The sequence below is a fragment of the Citrobacter sp. B72 genome (assembly GCF_016894305.1).
Lineage (GTDB): Bacteria > Pseudomonadota > Gammaproteobacteria > Enterobacterales > Enterobacteriaceae > Citrobacter > Citrobacter portucalensis.
Map to the genome: position 1 here is coordinate 2,493,620 of NZ_CP069801.1, position 14,631 is coordinate 2,508,250.

Genomic DNA, 14,631 nt, shown 5'->3' on the forward strand with positions numbered 1-14,631 from the left:
GAACATATGTCTATGGAAACGCAGGACATCATCAAACGGTCCGCAACAAACTCCATCACGCCGCCACCTCAGGCTCGTGATTACAAAGCAGAGGTCGCGAAGCTGATCGACGTTTCCACCTGCATAGGCTGTAAGGCCTGTCAGGTGGCATGCTCAGAGTGGAACGATATCCGCGATGAAGTTGGCCACTGCGTCGGGGTTTATGACAACCCCGCCGATCTCAGCGCCAAGTCCTGGACGGTGATGCGATTTACCGAAACCGAACAGAACGGCAAGCTGGAGTGGTTGATTCGTAAAGACGGCTGTATGCACTGTGAAGATCCGGGCTGCCTGAAGGCGTGCCCGTCTGCCGGGGCCATCATCCAGTACGCCAACGGGATTGTCGATTTCCAGTCAGAGCACTGCATTGGCTGCGGCTACTGTATTGCCGGGTGTCCATTTAATATTCCGCGCCTCAATAAAGAGGATAACCGGGTGTATAAATGTACGCTGTGTGTGGACCGCGTCAGCGTCGGGCAGGAACCTGCCTGCGTGAAAACGTGTCCGACCGGGGCAATACATTTCGGCACCAAGCAGGAAATGCTGGAAATGGGCGAACAGCGTGTGGCAAAACTGAAAGCTCGCGGTTTTGAACATGCCGGTCTCTACAACCCGGAAGGTGTGGGCGGCACGCACGTCATGTACGTTCTGCATCATGCCAACCAGCCTGAACTGTATCACGGTCTGCCAAAAGACCCGCAGATAGATACCTCTATCAATCTGTGGAAAGGGGCGCTGAAGCCGCTGGCCGCTGCCGGATTTATCGCCACCTTCGCCGGACTGATTTACCACTACATTGGTATTGGTCCGAATAAGGAAGTGGACGACGACGAGGAGGATCATCATGAGTAAGTCGAAAATGATTGTGCGCACGAAGTTTATCGACCGCGCCTGTCACTGGACGGTGGTGATCTGCTTCTTCCTGGTAGCGCTGTCGGGGATTTCATTTTTCTTCCCGACTCTGCAATGGCTGACGCAAACCTTCGGTACGCCGCAGATGGGACGCATTTTGCACCCGTTCTTCGGCATACTGATCTTCGTGGCGCTGATGTTCATGTTTGTACGCTTTGTGCACCACAACATCCCGGATAAGAAAGATATTCCGTGGCTGAAAAACATTGTGGAAGTACTGAAAGGCAATGAACACAAAGTGGCAGATGTGGGCAAATACAACGCCGGGCAGAAAATGATGTTCTGGTCGATTATGAGCATGATTTTCGTGCTGCTGATTACCGGTATCATTATCTGGCGTCCGTACTTTGCGCAGTTCTTCCCGATGCAGGTCGTGCGCTATAGCCTGCTGATCCATGCGGCGGCGGGGATTATTCTGATGCACGCCATCCTCATCCATATGTATATGGCATTCTGGGTGAAAGGATCGATTAAAGGCATGGTTGAAGGGAAAGTGAGCCGTCGCTGGGCGAAGAAACATCACCCACGTTGGTATCGCGAAGTTGAAAGACAAGAAGCGAAAAAAGAGAGCGAGGAAGGGGTTAACTAATCTCTGATGTTCCCTCTACGCAATGGCGCTACATCGGTAGCGCCATTTTTTTGCCAAAAAAACGTCATGTTTCTGTCATCTGCTGAACGTAAGGTGTTGTCTTTCCGATAATAGAAGAGTTAAAAGACAATGCATCTGGTGAAAAAATTACTCGCAGTCAGCGTGTTTCTTTGTGCTTCAGCTCAGGCGCAGAACATCCTCGAATTTCCTCAGCCGGAGAACAACCCGGAAGAGTTTTATGCCGTAACCGAAATTCCGGCAGGTGGAATGATTAAATATGAAACCGACGCCAAAACCGGTTTTATCGTTGCCGATCGCTTCCAGTCAATGCCGGTTGCCTATCCCGCCAACTACGGTTCACTCACCCAGTCTTTAGCCGGTGACGGTGACCCGCTGGACGTCATTTTTTATACCCGTGCGCCGCTTGCTCCGGGAACGTTGATTAAGCTGCGCGCTATTGGCGTACTGAAGATGATCGACGGCGGTGAAAAGGACGACAAAATTGTCGCCGTTCCGGCCAGTAAAATTGACCCCACTTATGACGACATCAAAGAGTTAAGCGATCTGCCCAAGATTGAAGTTCAACGTCTGGAATCTTTCTTCCGCGTGTACAAAGATCTGCCGGAAGGGCGCAAGAAGGTCGAATTAAACGGTTTCAATGACGCCGCTACGGCAAAGCAAGAGATCAAACAGGCCTGGGATGCCTGGAAAGAGAAAAAACCTCAGCAATAAATGGTATGCCGGATGACAAAAGTTTATCCGGCATTTATATCACTGTACCGCCAGCTTACGCAGACTTGAAATATCCACGCTTTTTTGGGCCTCTGCCAGACTCCAGGTATTTTGCAGGTTTAACCACATTTCGGGTGAACTGCCAATCACTACGGAGAGTTTAATCGCCATCTCAGGCGTCAGAGCCGCTTTCCCGGTTAATAGTCGACTTGCCGTTGAAGGTGCAATCTCCATAGCTCTGGCAAACTCGCGCAGGCTGACATTGAGTTCTTCCAGCGCTTCCTGAATGATATCCCCAGGACGGGGATGATTTGCCATCTTCATCAATGATAGTCCTCGTAATCCAGTATGTACGCGTCGCCATTGACGAATTCAAACGTAATACGGCAGTTACCTGAAACAGAAATTTCCCATATGCCGTCGCGTTCCCCCACCAGAGGATGTAGCTTATAACCGGGCATATTGATCTCTGTAACCTTGCTTGCCGCATCAATAACGGCAAGTCTGTGTCGTAATCGTCGGACATGTTTCGCCATAACGCCTGATGTTCGTCCATGAAGAAACAAATCGCGCAATCCCTTGTGCCTGAAGTTCATGATCATCCGTATCATCCTTGTTCCTTCAAGAGGAACACTACCATCAATGTTCCGTTCAACGCAACACCAAGATTGCGATATTTAAAATTGTGCGGCGAATGTGCAAAAAGAAAAAGGGAGAAGGGGAATAACTGGAAAGCGTCACGCAAGAATTGCCGGATGCCTGGCCTACACGCGCATTTTGCTGATGTAGGCCGGATAAGCTTGCGCCATCCGGCAATAAAGATTACTCAAGTTGTGCGTTCAGACGTTCAATCTCCTTGCGCCATTGCGCCTGTAACAACGGTTTTTGATGTTTCGGCTTGCGGGCGAGATCGTCGGCCAGACGCTGCTCAAGATCGAGAAGTTGTTCCAGCAATCTATCGCTGTCACCGCTTATTTCAGTTTTCTCTTCGGCCACCGTTTTGGGAACGGTTATCTCCGCGGACGTTTCCCGAATACGCGCATTGACCGCCTCCAGATCGTGCCATTCACTGAGTTCGCCATTGTCGATTAACCAGAACCGGTTGCAGCTTTGGCTGATAAGCTGCCGGTCGTGACTGACCAGCAACACGCCGCCGTTATAGCTTTGTAGCGTTTCTGCCAGCGCCTCTTTGCCTTCCATATCCAGATGGTTGGTCGGTTCATCGAGCATCAGCAGACTGTAGCGCGCAAGCGTCAACCCAACAAACAGTAACCGGGAGCGCTCACCGCCGCTTAACGTGCTGACTCGCTGCGCATGACGAACCCACGGAAATCCCGCGCTAATCAATGCCATCTTGCGAATCTCTGGCTGCGGGGCAAACGCTTCCAGCGCGTCAAACAATGAATCGTTATCGGCAAGCTGATGCAGCGTCTGGTCGTAATAACCCAGGGTAACGCGCGGGTGTAACACCAGTGAAGGCGATGCCAGCTGTGACTGAAACTGTTGCCAGATAAGCCTTAATAGCGATGATTTCCCGCAACCGTTACGCCCGACAATCGCCACGCGATCGCCGCTTTTTAACCGGATACCGGCAATGGAAAACAGTGTATCTGCACCGGGAGCAGGGGCTACAGACAGATTGGTCATCTCCAGCAAACGATCTGCACGCAGGGCATCACCCTGCAATGTTAGTGTCCACTGACTTCCTGACGTCACTTCTGTTTGCACCTCTTTCAGGCGCTGTACCTGTTTTTCCATCTGCTTGGCCTTGCGGGAGAGATCTTCGTTGTCGTAGACCCGCCCCCAGGTTGCCAGCCGTTTGGCGCTGGCAGTCACCCGGTCTATCTCTTTTTGCTCAGCCTTGTGGCGCAAGGCATCGCTGGCGTCACTTTCTGCCAGAGCCTGACGCGCCGCGCTACAGGGTAGATCGAAGGCATGCAGGGTGCGATCGCGCAAGATCCAGGTTCCGTGAGTCACCGCGTCCAGCAGCTGCGGGTCGTGGGAAACCACCACAAAACTGCCAGACCAGTTCTGTAAGAACTGCTCCAGCCACAGTAATGTTGGCAAATCCAGGTGGTTACCCGGTTCATCCAGCAGCAGCAGGTCAGGATTACGCATCAGCGCCCGCGCTAATAGCAAGCGCGTGTGCTGGCCACCGCTCAACGTTTGCGCAGTCAGAGATAAATTCTCTGGCGTAAAACCCATTTCGGCAAGCAGTGCTTCAACTCGCCACTGCTGAGCTGCGCGTTCATGCTCGGGAAGTTGAGCGAGAACGGCTTCCTGTAGCGTAAGCGGCAGTATATCGTCAGGTAGATGTTGTTCTACACGCGCGAGATGGCAGTGATTCGCCTGCGCGATTGCCCCACTGGTGGGCGAGATCGTGCCATCGAGCAGTTTTAACAGCGTGCTTTTGCCGCAGCCGTTGTAACCGATAAGCCCGATGCGGTCGCCTTTTTTCAGGGTAAAGGAAAGATCGTCGAATAGCGTGCCGAATGCCGTATCAACGTGTAAGGATTGTGCGGTTAGTAATGTGCTCATTGTTGCTTACTCAAGAGTTACAGGCGTGAAAACGCCTCGTCAAACATCGCTGACGATAACCCGGTAAGCCCGAGAGAAGGGGATTTAGAAGTTAGCTTCGCTCAAGCAGAAGTTATCGCAGCACGATACCGATAACGCTTGAGCACTGGCGATCGCCAAAAGCATGTGAAACGATAAAACGTTCACAGTACAGCATAAGTATCCTCCTTTTGTTTTTCAAAATGTTAATCGGTGGTGAAAGTGTAATCGTAAGTTACGCAAAAGCGCAAGTGTTGAACGCCCGGCAGCAGTGTGCCGCCGGGCAAACCGTCAAATAGAGGTACGACGGTAGTCGCGATATTCTGCCTGCCAGAAATTATCGTCAATTGCCTGTTGCAGCGCTTCGGCGGAGGTTTTCACTGCCACACCTTGCTGCTGAGCCATTTTACCGACGGCAAAGGCAATGGCGCGAGAAACGGTCTGAATATCTTTCAGTTCTGGTAGCACCAGACCTTCACCGTTGAGCACCAGCGGTGAATACTGCGCTAGCGTTTCACTCGCCGACATCAGCATTTCATCAGTGATGCGCGACGCGCCAGACGCAATCACACCCAGGCCGATACCCGGGAAGATATAGGCGTTGTTACACTGGGCGATTGGGTAAATTTTATCTTTCCACAGTACCGGTGCGAACGGACTACCGGTCGCAACCAGCGCGTTACCTTCGGTCCAGGCGATAATATCCTGTGGTGTAGCTTCAACACGGGAAGTGGGGTTGGACAACGGCATGACGATCGGACGCGGACAATGCTTGTGCATTTCGCGGATGATCTCTTCGGTAAACAGGCCGGTTTGTCCGGAAACGCCAATCAGGATATCCGGCTTAACGTTGCGGACCACATCGAGCAACGACAGCACATCTTCTTGGGTATCCCAATGCTGGAGATTTTCGCGTTTTTGCACCAGTTTTGTCTGGAAGGAGAGCAGGTTCGGCATTTTGTCTGTTAACAGGCCGAAGCGGTCGACCATGAATACGCGTTGACGCGCCGCTTCTTCGCTTAAACCTTCACGCTGGATCTGCGCAACGATCTGCTCGGCGATCCCGCAACCGGCGGAACCTGCGCCGAGGAAGACGATGTTCTGTTCACTCAACTGGCTACCGGCCGCGCGGCTAGCCGCAATCAGCGTACCGACAGTAACCGCCGCGGTGCCCTGAATATCGTCGTTAAACGAGCAAATTTCATCACGATAACGGGTCAGCAGTGGCATAGCGTTTTTCTGGGCGAAATCTTCAAACTGCAACAGCACATCCGGCCAGCGATGCTTCACGGCCTGGATGAATTCATCAACGAATTCGTAGTATTCATCATCAGTGATACGCGGATTGCGCCAGCCCATATACAGCGGATCGTTCAGCAGTTGCTGATTGTTGGTCCCCACGTCCAGTACCACCGGAAGAGTATAGGCCGGGCTAATTCCGCCACATGCGGTATACAGCGACAGTTTACCGATTGGAATACCCATCCCGCCGATCCCCTGATCGCCAAGACCTAAAATACGTTCGCCATCGGTGACAACGATGACCTTGATATTGTGGTTAGGGACGTTTTGCAGGATATCGTCCATATTGTGGCGGTTCTGATAAGAGATAAACACGCCGCGTGCGCGACGATAGATCTCAGAGAAACGCTCACAGGCCGCGCCGACCGTTGGGGTATAGATAACTGGCATCATCTCATCCAGGTGATTATGCACCAGTCGGTAAAACAGGGTTTCGTTGGTGTCCTGGATGTTGCGCAGGTAAATATGTTTGTCGATTTCGGTTTTGAATCCCTGATATTGGATCCAGGCGCGTTCAGCCTGTTCCTCAATCGTCTCGACCACTTCCGGCAGTAACCCCAGCAGGTTGAAGTTACGGCGTTCTTCCACACTGAAGGCGCTCCCTTTATTCAGTAAAGGGAATTCCAGCAGTACCGGACCAGCGTAGGGGATGTAAAGGGAACGCAATTTTTTGGTTTCGTTTTCCATGTCACTCACTCTTTTTTGAATAACCGTCCCTGGCGCTCTTTATGATCGTATGTAGCCTGTCCGCCAGGGAAACGGGCGAAGTATAAAGCATTGTGAATGGGTTAAGGGGTTTTATAAGCAAAAACACCACTGCGGTTGCAATGGTGTTTATCTCGTTACTCAGTCAGACGTGCGAAAGGCTACTTGCCGTCAGTGCGGCGCTTTCTTCCAGTAGGATTATTGACCACGTTGGTTTTGTCACCTTCGGTCACGATTTTACGTTGATTTGAGATTTTGTGGTCCAGTCCGAGAATATGACGGGCCTGACGGTTCGATTTCATTCTAACTCCTTAATCCTGTTACTGGTTTCAAGGGCGAGCCCGTATGAGAACGGACGAAATACAACCTGATCTAAAGCCGATGTTCAACATAACGGCTTTCTGGATGGTCGGTCATTTTATCTGAAAGGTCAATGCTTAAGCGGCAAATGAGAACTATCCCGTATGTAACATGCTTTTTCTCAGCCGTCCTATACTAGTAACTCCGACGACAACACAGGAGAGCGGTAATGACTATCCATAAGAAAGGTCAGGCACACTGGGAAGGCGACATTAAGCGCGGCAAAGGCACTGTGTCGACCGAAAGTGGCGTGTTGAATCAGCAACCGTATGGGTTTAATACACGATTTGAAGGTGAGAAAGGCACCAATCCTGAAGAGTTGATTGGCGCGGCCCATGCAGCCTGCTTCTCGATGGCGCTTTCGCTGATGCTGGGTGAAGCGGGGTTTACCCCAGATGCCATTGATACCACTGCCGATGTTTCTCTGGATAAAGTAGATGCCGGGTTTGCGATCACTAAAGTCGCGTTGCATAGCCAGGTGAGCGTGCCGGGGATAGACGCCGCCACGTTTGACGGCATCATCCAGAAAGCAAAAGCCTGATGCCCGGTATCGCAGGTACTGAACGCGGAAATTACGCTGGATTATCAGCTGAAGTCTTAATCGTGGCGTGCCGGATGCGACTGCGTCTTATCCGGCCTACGATTGCGCCGGATGTAAGTCAGTCTTATCCGGCACCTGATGATGTTATTGCGCTACCCAACCGCCATCCATATTCCACGCCACGCCACGCACCTGCGCCGCACCGTCTGAACACAGAAATAGTGCCAGCTCACCTAACTGTTCCGGCGTGACGAATTCGCGCGACGGCTGCTTTTCCGACAGCAGGGCGTCACGCGCAGCCTCAGATTCTGCGCCTTCGGCAATACGCTTATCGATCTGCTGCTGGACCAGCGGCGTGAGCACCCAGCCGGGACACAGCGCATTGCAGGTGACACCCGTCTGCGCGGTTTCCAGTGCGATGGTCTTGGTGAATCCCACCACGCCGTGCTTCGCCGCTACGTAGGCAGATTTCTCTTTTGAGGCCACCAGGCCGTGAACAGAAGCGATATTAATGATGCGCCCCCAGTTTCGCGCGCGCATACCAGGAAGCGCCAGACGCGTGGTGTGAAAAACGGAAGAGAGATTAATGGCGATAATCGCGTTCCATTTATCAACCGGGAAGGTTTCCACCGGGGATACATGCTGGATTCCCGCGTTGTTGACCAGAATATCAACACCGCCGAATTCGCTCTCGGCATAGCGCATCATGTCGGCAATTTGCGCTTCATCGCTCAGATCCGCGCCATGATAACCTGGCGTTTTGCCATATTGCGCAACAGCGTCTTTGGCGGCATCCACATCACCAAACCCGTTGAGGATCAGGGTGGCGCCCGATTGCGCCAGCACCTGTGCGATACCTAATCCGATACCGCTGGTCGAGCCGGTAACCAGGGCGGTTTTTCCCGTTAAGTTCATGATGATTCTCCTTAAACAATTCCGGTGGTGTAGAAGACGCCGATGACAAACAGTACGGCCAGACTTTTAATGACGGTAATAGCAAAAATTCCGCCATACGCCTGACGGTGGCTGAGACCGGTGATAGCTAATAAGGTAATGACTGCGCCGTTATGCGGCAGGGTGTCCATACCGCCGCTGGCCATAGACGCCACGCGGTGAAAGACTTCAAGTGGGATATTGGCAGCGTGAGCGGCCGCGATAAAGGTGTCAGACATGGCGGCAAGGGCAATACTCATCCCGCCAGACGCCGAACCGGTGATCCCGGCGAGCGTAGTGATACTGATAGCTTCATTGAGCAGCGGGTCAGGAATAGCCGCCAGTGCTTTTGACAGTACAAGGAAACCTGGCAGGGCGGCGATCACTGCGCCAAAACCGTACTCTGACGCGGTGTTCATCGCCGCGAGGATCGCGCCGCCAACCGCCGTTCTGCTGCCTTCCGCCAGGCGACCTTTAATGTTGCGATAGCCGAAGAGCACCACCAGCAGGATCCCAGAAATCAGCGCCGCTTCCACTGCCCAGATAGCAGTGATTTTACCGACTTCGGTGGTAATCGGTTTGGCGAGACCCGGAAGCTCCAGTTGATGCGTGGCGCCATACCATTGCGGGATCCAGCGGGTAAACAGCAGGTTAAATACCCCAACCAGGATCAGCGGAGAGATCGCGATGATCGGGTTCGGCAGATTAATGTTATCCGGCGTTTCCGGCTCGTTTAACAGTTCAGTCCCATAGCCTTCATTCTTTGCCTGCGCTTTACGACGCTGACGTTCGAGATAAACCAGACCAACAACGATGATAAACACGGAACCTATCAGACCCAGCCACGGCGCGGCCCAGGCGTTGGTACCGAAGAAACTGGTCGGAATAATGTTCTGGATCTGCGGTGTGCCTGGCAGGGCATCCATGGTGAAGGAGAACGCGCCCAGCGCAACGGTTGCCGGGATCAGCCGCTTCGGGATATTGCTCTGACGGAACAGTTCGGCCGCGAACGGATACACCGCAAACGCCACGACGAACAGCGATACGCCGCCGTAGGTCAACAGCGCACATACCAGCACAATAACCGGAATGGCATGGCGACGGCCGAGAATGTTGATAGCGGCGGCAACAATGGAACGTGAAAACCCAGATAACTCGATTAACTTGCCAAACACTGCCCCCAGCAAGAACACCGGGAAGTAAAGCTTCACAAAACCGACCATTTTTTCCATAAACAGGCCGGTGAAAGCAGGGCCGACGGCGCTAGGTTCGGTAAGCAATACAGCACCTAATGCCGCGATGGGGGCAAACAGGATAACGCTATATCCGCGATAGGCTGCCAGCATCAGCAGGCCCAACGCTGCCAGGGCGATTAATACACTCATCATGACTCCTCAATATCATTGTTATAGTGGGGTACAGAAAGAGAAGTTACGGTTTCAGGGCAAAGCGCAGTTGATGCTCCCTGCGTTGCTGGATGTATTCCTTGCGCGAATCATCCCAGCGATAAAATCCCTGGCCGCTGCGCAACCCGGTATCACCGTTGGCAACCTTGTCAGCGACCAGCGACATCATGTCGCTGCCTGTTGCCAGTTCCGGAAGCAGATGCCGACAAATGTCCTGCACCGTAGAAAGTCCGGTCATATCAGCAGCCTCCAGCGGACCGACCATTGCATAGCGACGTCCGAGCGAGGCGCGCATCACCTGATCAACCACTTCTGCGCTGGCGATGCTGCTTTTAACGATATGTAGCGCTTCGCGCAGCAGGGCAAACTGCAGTCGATTGCCAACAAACCCTGGAGCGGCGCGGTCGAGCACCACCGCCTCAAGTTGCATCGCGATCAGTTGTTGTTGCAATTCATGGAGATATTCCGGCTTCGTTGCGGTGCCAGGTACAATTTCGACCAGCGGAATAAAATGTGGCGGGTGCCAGAAATGGGCGATCAGCAACCGTTCGGGATGGGTGAGTTTTTCTGCCAGCGCATCCGGCGGCAGGCCGCTGGTATTACTGGCAATAACGGCCTCCGGCGCGATCAGCTCTTCCAGTTGCGCATACAGTGCGTGTTTGAGTTCGAGCCGCTCCGGGATCGCTTCAATCAGTAACCGGCATGCGGCAATATCCTGTAGCGAGGTTGTGCCGTGCAGGCGAGCCACGACCGTCGCTTTTTCACCAATTGCAAATTGATCAGTGACAATCAGCTCATCCAGGATACCGCCAGCAACTCCGCTTATTTCTGCAATTCGGCTGCTATCGGTATCGTATAACCAGACATCGTAACCAAAACGGGCGAAGTGGGTAGCAATGCCGACACCCATTAACCCCGCGCCCAGAATGCAGATAGGCTTACTTTGCATGAGCTACCCCCTGCGGACGTTCTACCGCCAGCGCCACCCCCTGACCACCACCTACGCACAGCGTGGCCAATCCTTTGGCTGCGTTGCTACGCGCCATTTCATGCAGCAGCGTTACCAGAATTCGGCAACCTGATGCGCCAATCGGGTGCCCCAGCGCAATCGCACCGCCGTTCACGTTTACCCGGTTGCTGTCCCAGTTCAGGGATTCGCCAACCGCCAGCGCTTGCGCAGCAAAGGCTTCGTTGGCTTCGATAAGATCCACGTCATTTAGCGTCCAGCCAGCACGCTTCAGGCACTGGAGTGACGCTTCTACCGGCCCAATGCCCATAATGGCGGGATCGACGCCAGAAACCGCGTAGCCCGCCACCTGGGCAAGCACTGGCAGATTGAGTTCCGCCGCTTTGGCGGCGCTCATCAACATCACCGCGGCGGCACCATCATTGATGGATGATGCATTTCCGGCGGTCACCGTGCCGTTACCCGGACGAAACGCCGGTTTAAGTTGCGCCAGCTTGTCGGCCTGAGTATCCGGGCGAGGTTGTTCGTCACGGTCCACCACACGTGGCGGCTTTTTGCCCTGTGGGACGCTGACCGGCGTGATTTCCGCGTTAAAACGACCCGCTTCAATGGCGGCGGCAGCTTTTTGCTGGGAGTGCAGGGCAAAAGCGTCCTGCTGCTCACGACTGATTACGAACTTATCCGCCAGATTTTCGGCAGTAATACCCATGTGATAGTCGTTGAACGCATCCCACAGGCCGTCATGCACCACGCTGTCTTTCATACTGGCATGACCCAACCGCAGACCGGCCCGCGCGCCGTCGAGATAATAGGGCGCATTGCTCATGCTCTCCTGGCCCCCGGCAATCACGATTTGCGCATCGCCACAGCGAATCGCCTGTACCGCCTGATGCACCGCCTTCAGACCCGAACCACACACCAAGTTGATGGTTAACGCGGGCGTGGTGACCGGCAGTCCTGCCCGTAACGCCGTTTGTCTGGCCGGATTCTGACCGCAGCCCGCAGTCAGAACCTGACCTAAAATCACCTCATCAATTTGCTCAGGCGCCACAGCCGTTTTTTCCAGCAGCGAACGGATCACCACTGAACCAAGCTCAACCGCGGAAAGTGGTGCCAGCGCGCCATGAAAACTGCCAATCGGGGTGCGCGTTGCCGCGACAATGACAACATCCTGCATGGTCAGCTCCTCAGCTAAAGTGCATTTCGGGGACAGTTTCGGGAACGATCAGCTTGCCTGCTGTTCTGGCGACAATCTCATCCACGCTAATGCCCGGTGCGCGTTCACGCAGAATGAACGCACCGTCGGTAATTTCCAGCAGAGCCAGGTCGGTAAGCACACGTTTGATGCAGGCCACGCCGGTCAGCGGCAGGGTGCAGGCGGGAAGCAGTTTGGACTCACCGCTTTTGGAAGCATGGGTCATTACCACAATGATATTGTCGGCTCCGGCAACCAGATCCATCGCGCCGCCCATGCCTTTCACCATTTTTCCGGGGATCATCCATGAGGCGATATTGCCGTTAACATCGACTTCAAACGCACCGAGCACCGTCAGATCAACGTGGCCGCCGCGGATCATGGCGAAGGATTGCGCCGAGTCGAAAATCGCCGCGCCTTTGCGCGCCGTCACAGTCTGTTTCCCGGCGTTGATCATGTCGGCATCAATTTCGTCTTCTGTGGGAAACGGGCCCATACCCAGCAAACCGTTTTCTGATTGCAGCATCACATCCATGCCATCAGGGATGTAATTTGCCACCAGCGTGGGAATGCCGATCCCAAGGTTGACGTAATATCCGTCGCGCAGCTCGCGGGCGACGCGCATCGCCATTTGTTCACGCGTTAACATGTCAGGCTCCTTTCTGGCGCAGGGTGCGTTGTTCAATACGTTTTTCAAACTGCCCCTGAATAATGCGGTTAACGAAAATTCCGGGAGTGTGAATCGCAGCAGGGTCCAGTTCTCCGGGAGGGACAATTTCTTCGACTTCCACGACGGTAATGCGCCCGGCGGCGGCCATCAGCGGATTAAAATTCTGTGCGGTGTGGCGATAGATGACGTTGCCGTACCAGTCGGCTTTCCAGCCTTTAACCAACGCAAAATCACCGGTTATCGCCTGCTCAAGGATGTAAGGGCGTCCGGCAAACTCGCGAACCTCTTTCCCTTCCGCCACGGGGGTTCCATATCCGGTCGCGGTAAAAAATGCCGGGATCCCCGCGCCGCCCGCGCGCAACTGCTCTGCCAGCGTACCCTGTGGCGTCAGGATGGCTTCCAGTTCGCCGCTAAGCACCTGTTTCTCAAACAGGGCGTTTTCCCCCACATAGGACGCGACCACTTTGCGCACCTGACGCGTTTCCAGCAGCACGCCAAGGCCAAAGCCATCCACGCCACAGTTGTTTGATACAACGGTAAGTCCCTGAACCTCACGACGGCGTACTTCGGTAATCAGGTTTTCAGGGATCCCACATAAACCAAAACCGCCCGCCAGCAGCGTCATGTTGTCGGTCAGCCCTTCCAGCGCCTCTTGATAAGTGGCAACACGTTTATCCAGTCCAGCCATACACTTGCCTCCCCAGTTGTCCTTGCCGACATCATTGGGGGTGAAAAATGATTTGTTAATTTTAAATTTGTGACTCACTCATTGGGTTTTTTTATCAATTTAATGTTAATTAAAGGTATTCAACAAGTTAAAGGAATGCGAAATGGGAATGAGCATCAAACAGTTACGCGCGTTTTTAGCGGTAGCTCACACTCTGAATTTTGCTCATGCCAGCGAAAGACTGAATATGTCGCAACCCGCGTTAAGCCTGGCGATTAAAGGACTGGAAGATTCGCTGGGCGGGGCGTTACTGTTAAGAACAACTCGCAAAGTGACCCTGACGCAGGAGGGAGAAACGCTGCTGAATATGGGGCGACAGCTGCTGGCGGACTGGGAGAATACGGAAGAAGCCATGCGCCAGCGCTTTACGCTGCAGCGCGGTAAAATATCGATCGCCGCCATGCCCTCATTTGCCGCTAACGTCCTGCCATCGGTACTGAAAACATTTCGTGATTCTTATTCCGGTATCAACGTAACGGTTCACGATGTGATCAATGAACACGTGATTGAAATGGTCAGTGAAGGCCGGGTCGAGATGGGCATAGCCTTCGAGCCGGACTATTCGGGACATCTGCATTTCACGCCGCTCGGCGTGGATCGTTTTATCGCAATTGTGCCGCCAACCTGTCGGCTGGCAGACAGGGATCGTATTGCGTGGCGCGAACTGCTGACGCTGGATTTTATCACCCTGCAACGCCCGTCCGCCGTGCGGCTGATGCTGGAAGAACAACTGGTGCAAAGCGGACATACGCTGGAAGTAGCGCTGGAGAGCCACCAACTGGTGACCGTTGGCCGTCTGGTGGCTAACGGTCTGGGCGGTAGCGCCGTACCTGCACTATGCCGCACGCAAATGACAGAGTTAGGCGCAACCTGTATCGATCTGGATACGCCGGTGATCCAGCGTCGGATCGGGGTTTTGCGTTCGGCGCATCATAAATTATCTACCGCTTCCGAGGTGCTGGTGGATTCACTGAAAAAGGCGTATCGCACCTGACTT

The 14,631-nt window shown here is 53.7% G+C and carries 16 protein-coding genes; 5 read left to right on the top strand and 11 right to left on the bottom strand.

Annotation, left to right across the window (positions count from 1 at the left end):
* The first annotated feature begins 6 nt into the window (after nucleotides 1-6).
* The 3 genes from fdnH to JQN59_RS11890 all read left to right on the top strand — a co-directional run bounded on the left by fdnH (nucleotide 7) and on the right by JQN59_RS11890 (nucleotide 2,272).
* Nucleotides 7-891 (top strand): formate dehydrogenase N subunit beta, encoded by an 885-nt coding sequence (fdnH, locus tag JQN59_RS11880; protein ID WP_003833024.1) that lies wholly within the window; start codon nucleotides 7-9, stop codon nucleotides 889-891.
* Nucleotides 884-1,540 carry a formate dehydrogenase-N subunit gamma gene (gene fdnI / locus JQN59_RS11885; protein ID WP_003020054.1) on the top strand — a complete coding sequence of 219 codons (657 nt, stop codon included), beginning with the start codon at nucleotides 884-886 and terminating at the stop codon, nucleotides 1,538-1,540. The genes fdnH and fdnI overlap by 8 nt, the downstream gene beginning before the upstream one ends.
* A gap of 129 nt (nucleotides 1,541-1,669) precedes the next feature.
* A complete protein-coding gene (locus JQN59_RS11890; protein WP_003833020.1) occupies nucleotides 1,670-2,272 on the top strand; it encodes an inorganic diphosphatase in 603 nt (200 codons plus the stop codon).
* Nucleotides 2,273-2,311: 39 nt separating this feature from the next.
* On the opposite strand, the gene JQN59_RS11895 is transcribed toward JQN59_RS11890, so the two are convergent.
* From JQN59_RS11895 to sra, 5 genes are all read right to left on the bottom strand, one after another.
* Complete coding sequence (locus JQN59_RS11895) at nucleotides 2,312-2,596, bottom strand: HigA family addiction module antitoxin (RefSeq protein WP_149607237.1); 285 nt, start codon at nucleotides 2,594-2,596, stop codon at nucleotides 2,312-2,314.
* Nucleotides 2,596-2,874 carry a type II toxin-antitoxin system RelE/ParE family toxin gene (locus JQN59_RS11900; protein ID WP_149607236.1) on the bottom strand — a complete coding sequence of 93 codons (279 nt, stop codon included), beginning with the start codon at nucleotides 2,872-2,874 and terminating at the stop codon, nucleotides 2,596-2,598. Before JQN59_RS11900 ends, JQN59_RS11895 begins: the two co-directional genes overlap by 1 nt.
* 220 nt (nucleotides 2,875-3,094) lie before the next feature.
* Entirely contained in the window at nucleotides 3,095-4,810 is a 1,716-nt protein-coding gene (locus JQN59_RS11905; RefSeq protein ID WP_149607235.1) for an ABC-F family ATP-binding cassette domain-containing protein, read from the bottom strand.
* Nucleotides 4,811-5,119: 309 nt separating this feature from the next.
* Nucleotides 5,120-6,817: a malate dehydrogenase gene (gene maeA / locus JQN59_RS11910; protein WP_071446387.1), complete on the bottom strand. Its 1,698-nt coding sequence runs from the start codon at nucleotides 6,815-6,817 to the stop codon at nucleotides 5,120-5,122.
* A 179-nt stretch (nucleotides 6,818-6,996) separates the two neighbouring features.
* The gene (sra, locus tag JQN59_RS11915) at nucleotides 6,997-7,137 is read right to left on the bottom strand and encodes a stationary-phase-induced ribosome-associated protein (protein WP_003833009.1); all 141 of its coding nucleotides are present in this window, start codon (nucleotides 7,135-7,137) and stop codon (nucleotides 6,997-6,999) included.
* A 227-nt stretch (nucleotides 7,138-7,364) separates the two neighbouring features.
* On the opposite strand from sra, the gene JQN59_RS11920 reads away from it, so the two are divergent.
* Nucleotides 7,365-7,736, top strand: a complete 372-nt coding sequence (locus tag JQN59_RS11920) for an OsmC family protein (protein ID WP_204528203.1) — start codon at nucleotides 7,365-7,367, stop codon at nucleotides 7,734-7,736.
* 144 nt (nucleotides 7,737-7,880) lie between these two features.
* Here JQN59_RS11920 and JQN59_RS11925 read toward each other — a convergent pair whose 3' ends face one another.
* From JQN59_RS11925 to JQN59_RS11950, 6 genes are read right to left on the bottom strand one after another with little or no spacing between them, the layout of a single operon-like run.
* Nucleotides 7,881-8,651: a 3-hydroxybutyrate dehydrogenase gene (locus JQN59_RS11925; protein WP_149607234.1), complete on the bottom strand. Its 771-nt coding sequence runs from the start codon at nucleotides 8,649-8,651 to the stop codon at nucleotides 7,881-7,883.
* Between the two features lie 11 nt (nucleotides 8,652-8,662).
* Complete coding sequence (locus tag JQN59_RS11930; RefSeq protein WP_196776256.1) at nucleotides 8,663-10,057, bottom strand: GntP family permease; 1,395 nt, start codon at nucleotides 10,055-10,057, stop codon at nucleotides 8,663-8,665.
* Between the two features lie 43 nt (nucleotides 10,058-10,100).
* Nucleotides 10,101-11,024: a 3-hydroxyacyl-CoA dehydrogenase family protein gene (locus JQN59_RS11935; RefSeq protein WP_149607233.1), complete on the bottom strand. Its 924-nt coding sequence runs from the start codon at nucleotides 11,022-11,024 to the stop codon at nucleotides 10,101-10,103.
* Entirely contained in the window at nucleotides 11,014-12,219 is a 1,206-nt protein-coding gene (locus JQN59_RS11940) for an acetyl-CoA C-acetyltransferase (protein ID WP_008784790.1), read from the bottom strand. Before JQN59_RS11940 ends, JQN59_RS11935 begins: the two co-directional genes overlap by 11 nt.
* 10 nt (nucleotides 12,220-12,229) lie before the next feature.
* On the bottom strand, nucleotides 12,230-12,886 hold the full coding sequence (locus JQN59_RS11945) for a CoA transferase subunit B (RefSeq protein ID WP_008784789.1): 657 nt from the start codon (nucleotides 12,884-12,886) through the stop codon (nucleotides 12,230-12,232).
* Between the two features lies 1 nt (nucleotide 12,887).
* Nucleotides 12,888-13,595, bottom strand: coding sequence for a CoA transferase subunit A (locus JQN59_RS11950; RefSeq protein WP_003020020.1), 708 nt, complete (start codon nucleotides 13,593-13,595; stop codon nucleotides 12,888-12,890).
* A gap of 142 nt (nucleotides 13,596-13,737) precedes the next feature.
* On the opposite strand from JQN59_RS11950, the gene JQN59_RS11955 reads away from it, so the two are divergent.
* Entirely contained in the window at nucleotides 13,738-14,628 is an 891-nt protein-coding gene (locus tag JQN59_RS11955) for a LysR family transcriptional regulator (RefSeq protein WP_003020016.1), read from the top strand.
* Nucleotides 14,629-14,631: the final 3 nt, after the last annotated feature.

Excerpts from the sequence above, each read along its gene's own strand:
- fdnH (WP_003833024.1), top strand. The coding sequence starts at position 7 with ATGTCTATGGAAACGCAGGACATCATCAAACGGTCCGCAACAAACTCC.
- fdnI (WP_003020054.1), top strand. The coding sequence starts at position 884 with ATGAGTAAGTCGAAAATGATTGTGCGCACGAAGTTTATCGACCGCGCC.
- JQN59_RS11890 (WP_003833020.1), top strand. The coding sequence starts at position 1,670 with ATGCATCTGGTGAAAAAATTACTCGCAGTCAGCGTGTTTCTTTGTGCT.
- JQN59_RS11895 (WP_149607237.1), bottom strand. The coding sequence starts at position 2,596 with ATGAAGATGGCAAATCATCCCCGTCCTGGGGATATCATTCAGGAAGCG.
- JQN59_RS11900 (WP_149607236.1), bottom strand. The coding sequence starts at position 2,874 with ATGATCATGAACTTCAGGCACAAGGGATTGCGCGATTTGTTTCTTCAT.
- JQN59_RS11905 (WP_149607235.1), bottom strand. The coding sequence starts at position 4,810 with ATGAGCACATTACTAACCGCACAATCCTTACACGTTGATACGGCATTC.
- maeA (WP_071446387.1), bottom strand. The coding sequence starts at position 6,817 with ATGGAAAACGAAACCAAAAAATTGCGTTCCCTTTACATCCCCTACGCT.
- sra (WP_003833009.1), bottom strand. The coding sequence starts at position 7,137 with ATGAAATCGAACCGTCAGGCCCGTCATATTCTCGGACTGGACCACAAA.
- JQN59_RS11920 (WP_204528203.1), top strand. The coding sequence starts at position 7,365 with ATGACTATCCATAAGAAAGGTCAGGCACACTGGGAAGGCGACATTAAG.
- JQN59_RS11925 (WP_149607234.1), bottom strand. The coding sequence starts at position 8,651 with ATGAACTTAACGGGAAAAACCGCCCTGGTTACCGGCTCGACCAGCGGT.
- JQN59_RS11930 (WP_196776256.1), bottom strand. The coding sequence starts at position 10,057 with ATGATGAGTGTATTAATCGCCCTGGCAGCGTTGGGCCTGCTGATGCTG.
- JQN59_RS11935 (WP_149607233.1), bottom strand. The coding sequence starts at position 11,024 with ATGCAAAGTAAGCCTATCTGCATTCTGGGCGCGGGGTTAATGGGTGTC.
- JQN59_RS11940 (WP_008784790.1), bottom strand. The coding sequence starts at position 12,219 with ATGCAGGATGTTGTCATTGTCGCGGCAACGCGCACCCCGATTGGCAGT.
- JQN59_RS11945 (WP_008784789.1), bottom strand. The coding sequence starts at position 12,886 with ATGTTAACGCGTGAACAAATGGCGATGCGCGTCGCCCGCGAGCTGCGC.
- JQN59_RS11950 (WP_003020020.1), bottom strand. The coding sequence starts at position 13,595 with ATGGCTGGACTGGATAAACGTGTTGCCACTTATCAAGAGGCGCTGGAA.
- JQN59_RS11955 (WP_003020016.1), top strand. The coding sequence starts at position 13,738 with ATGGGAATGAGCATCAAACAGTTACGCGCGTTTTTAGCGGTAGCTCAC.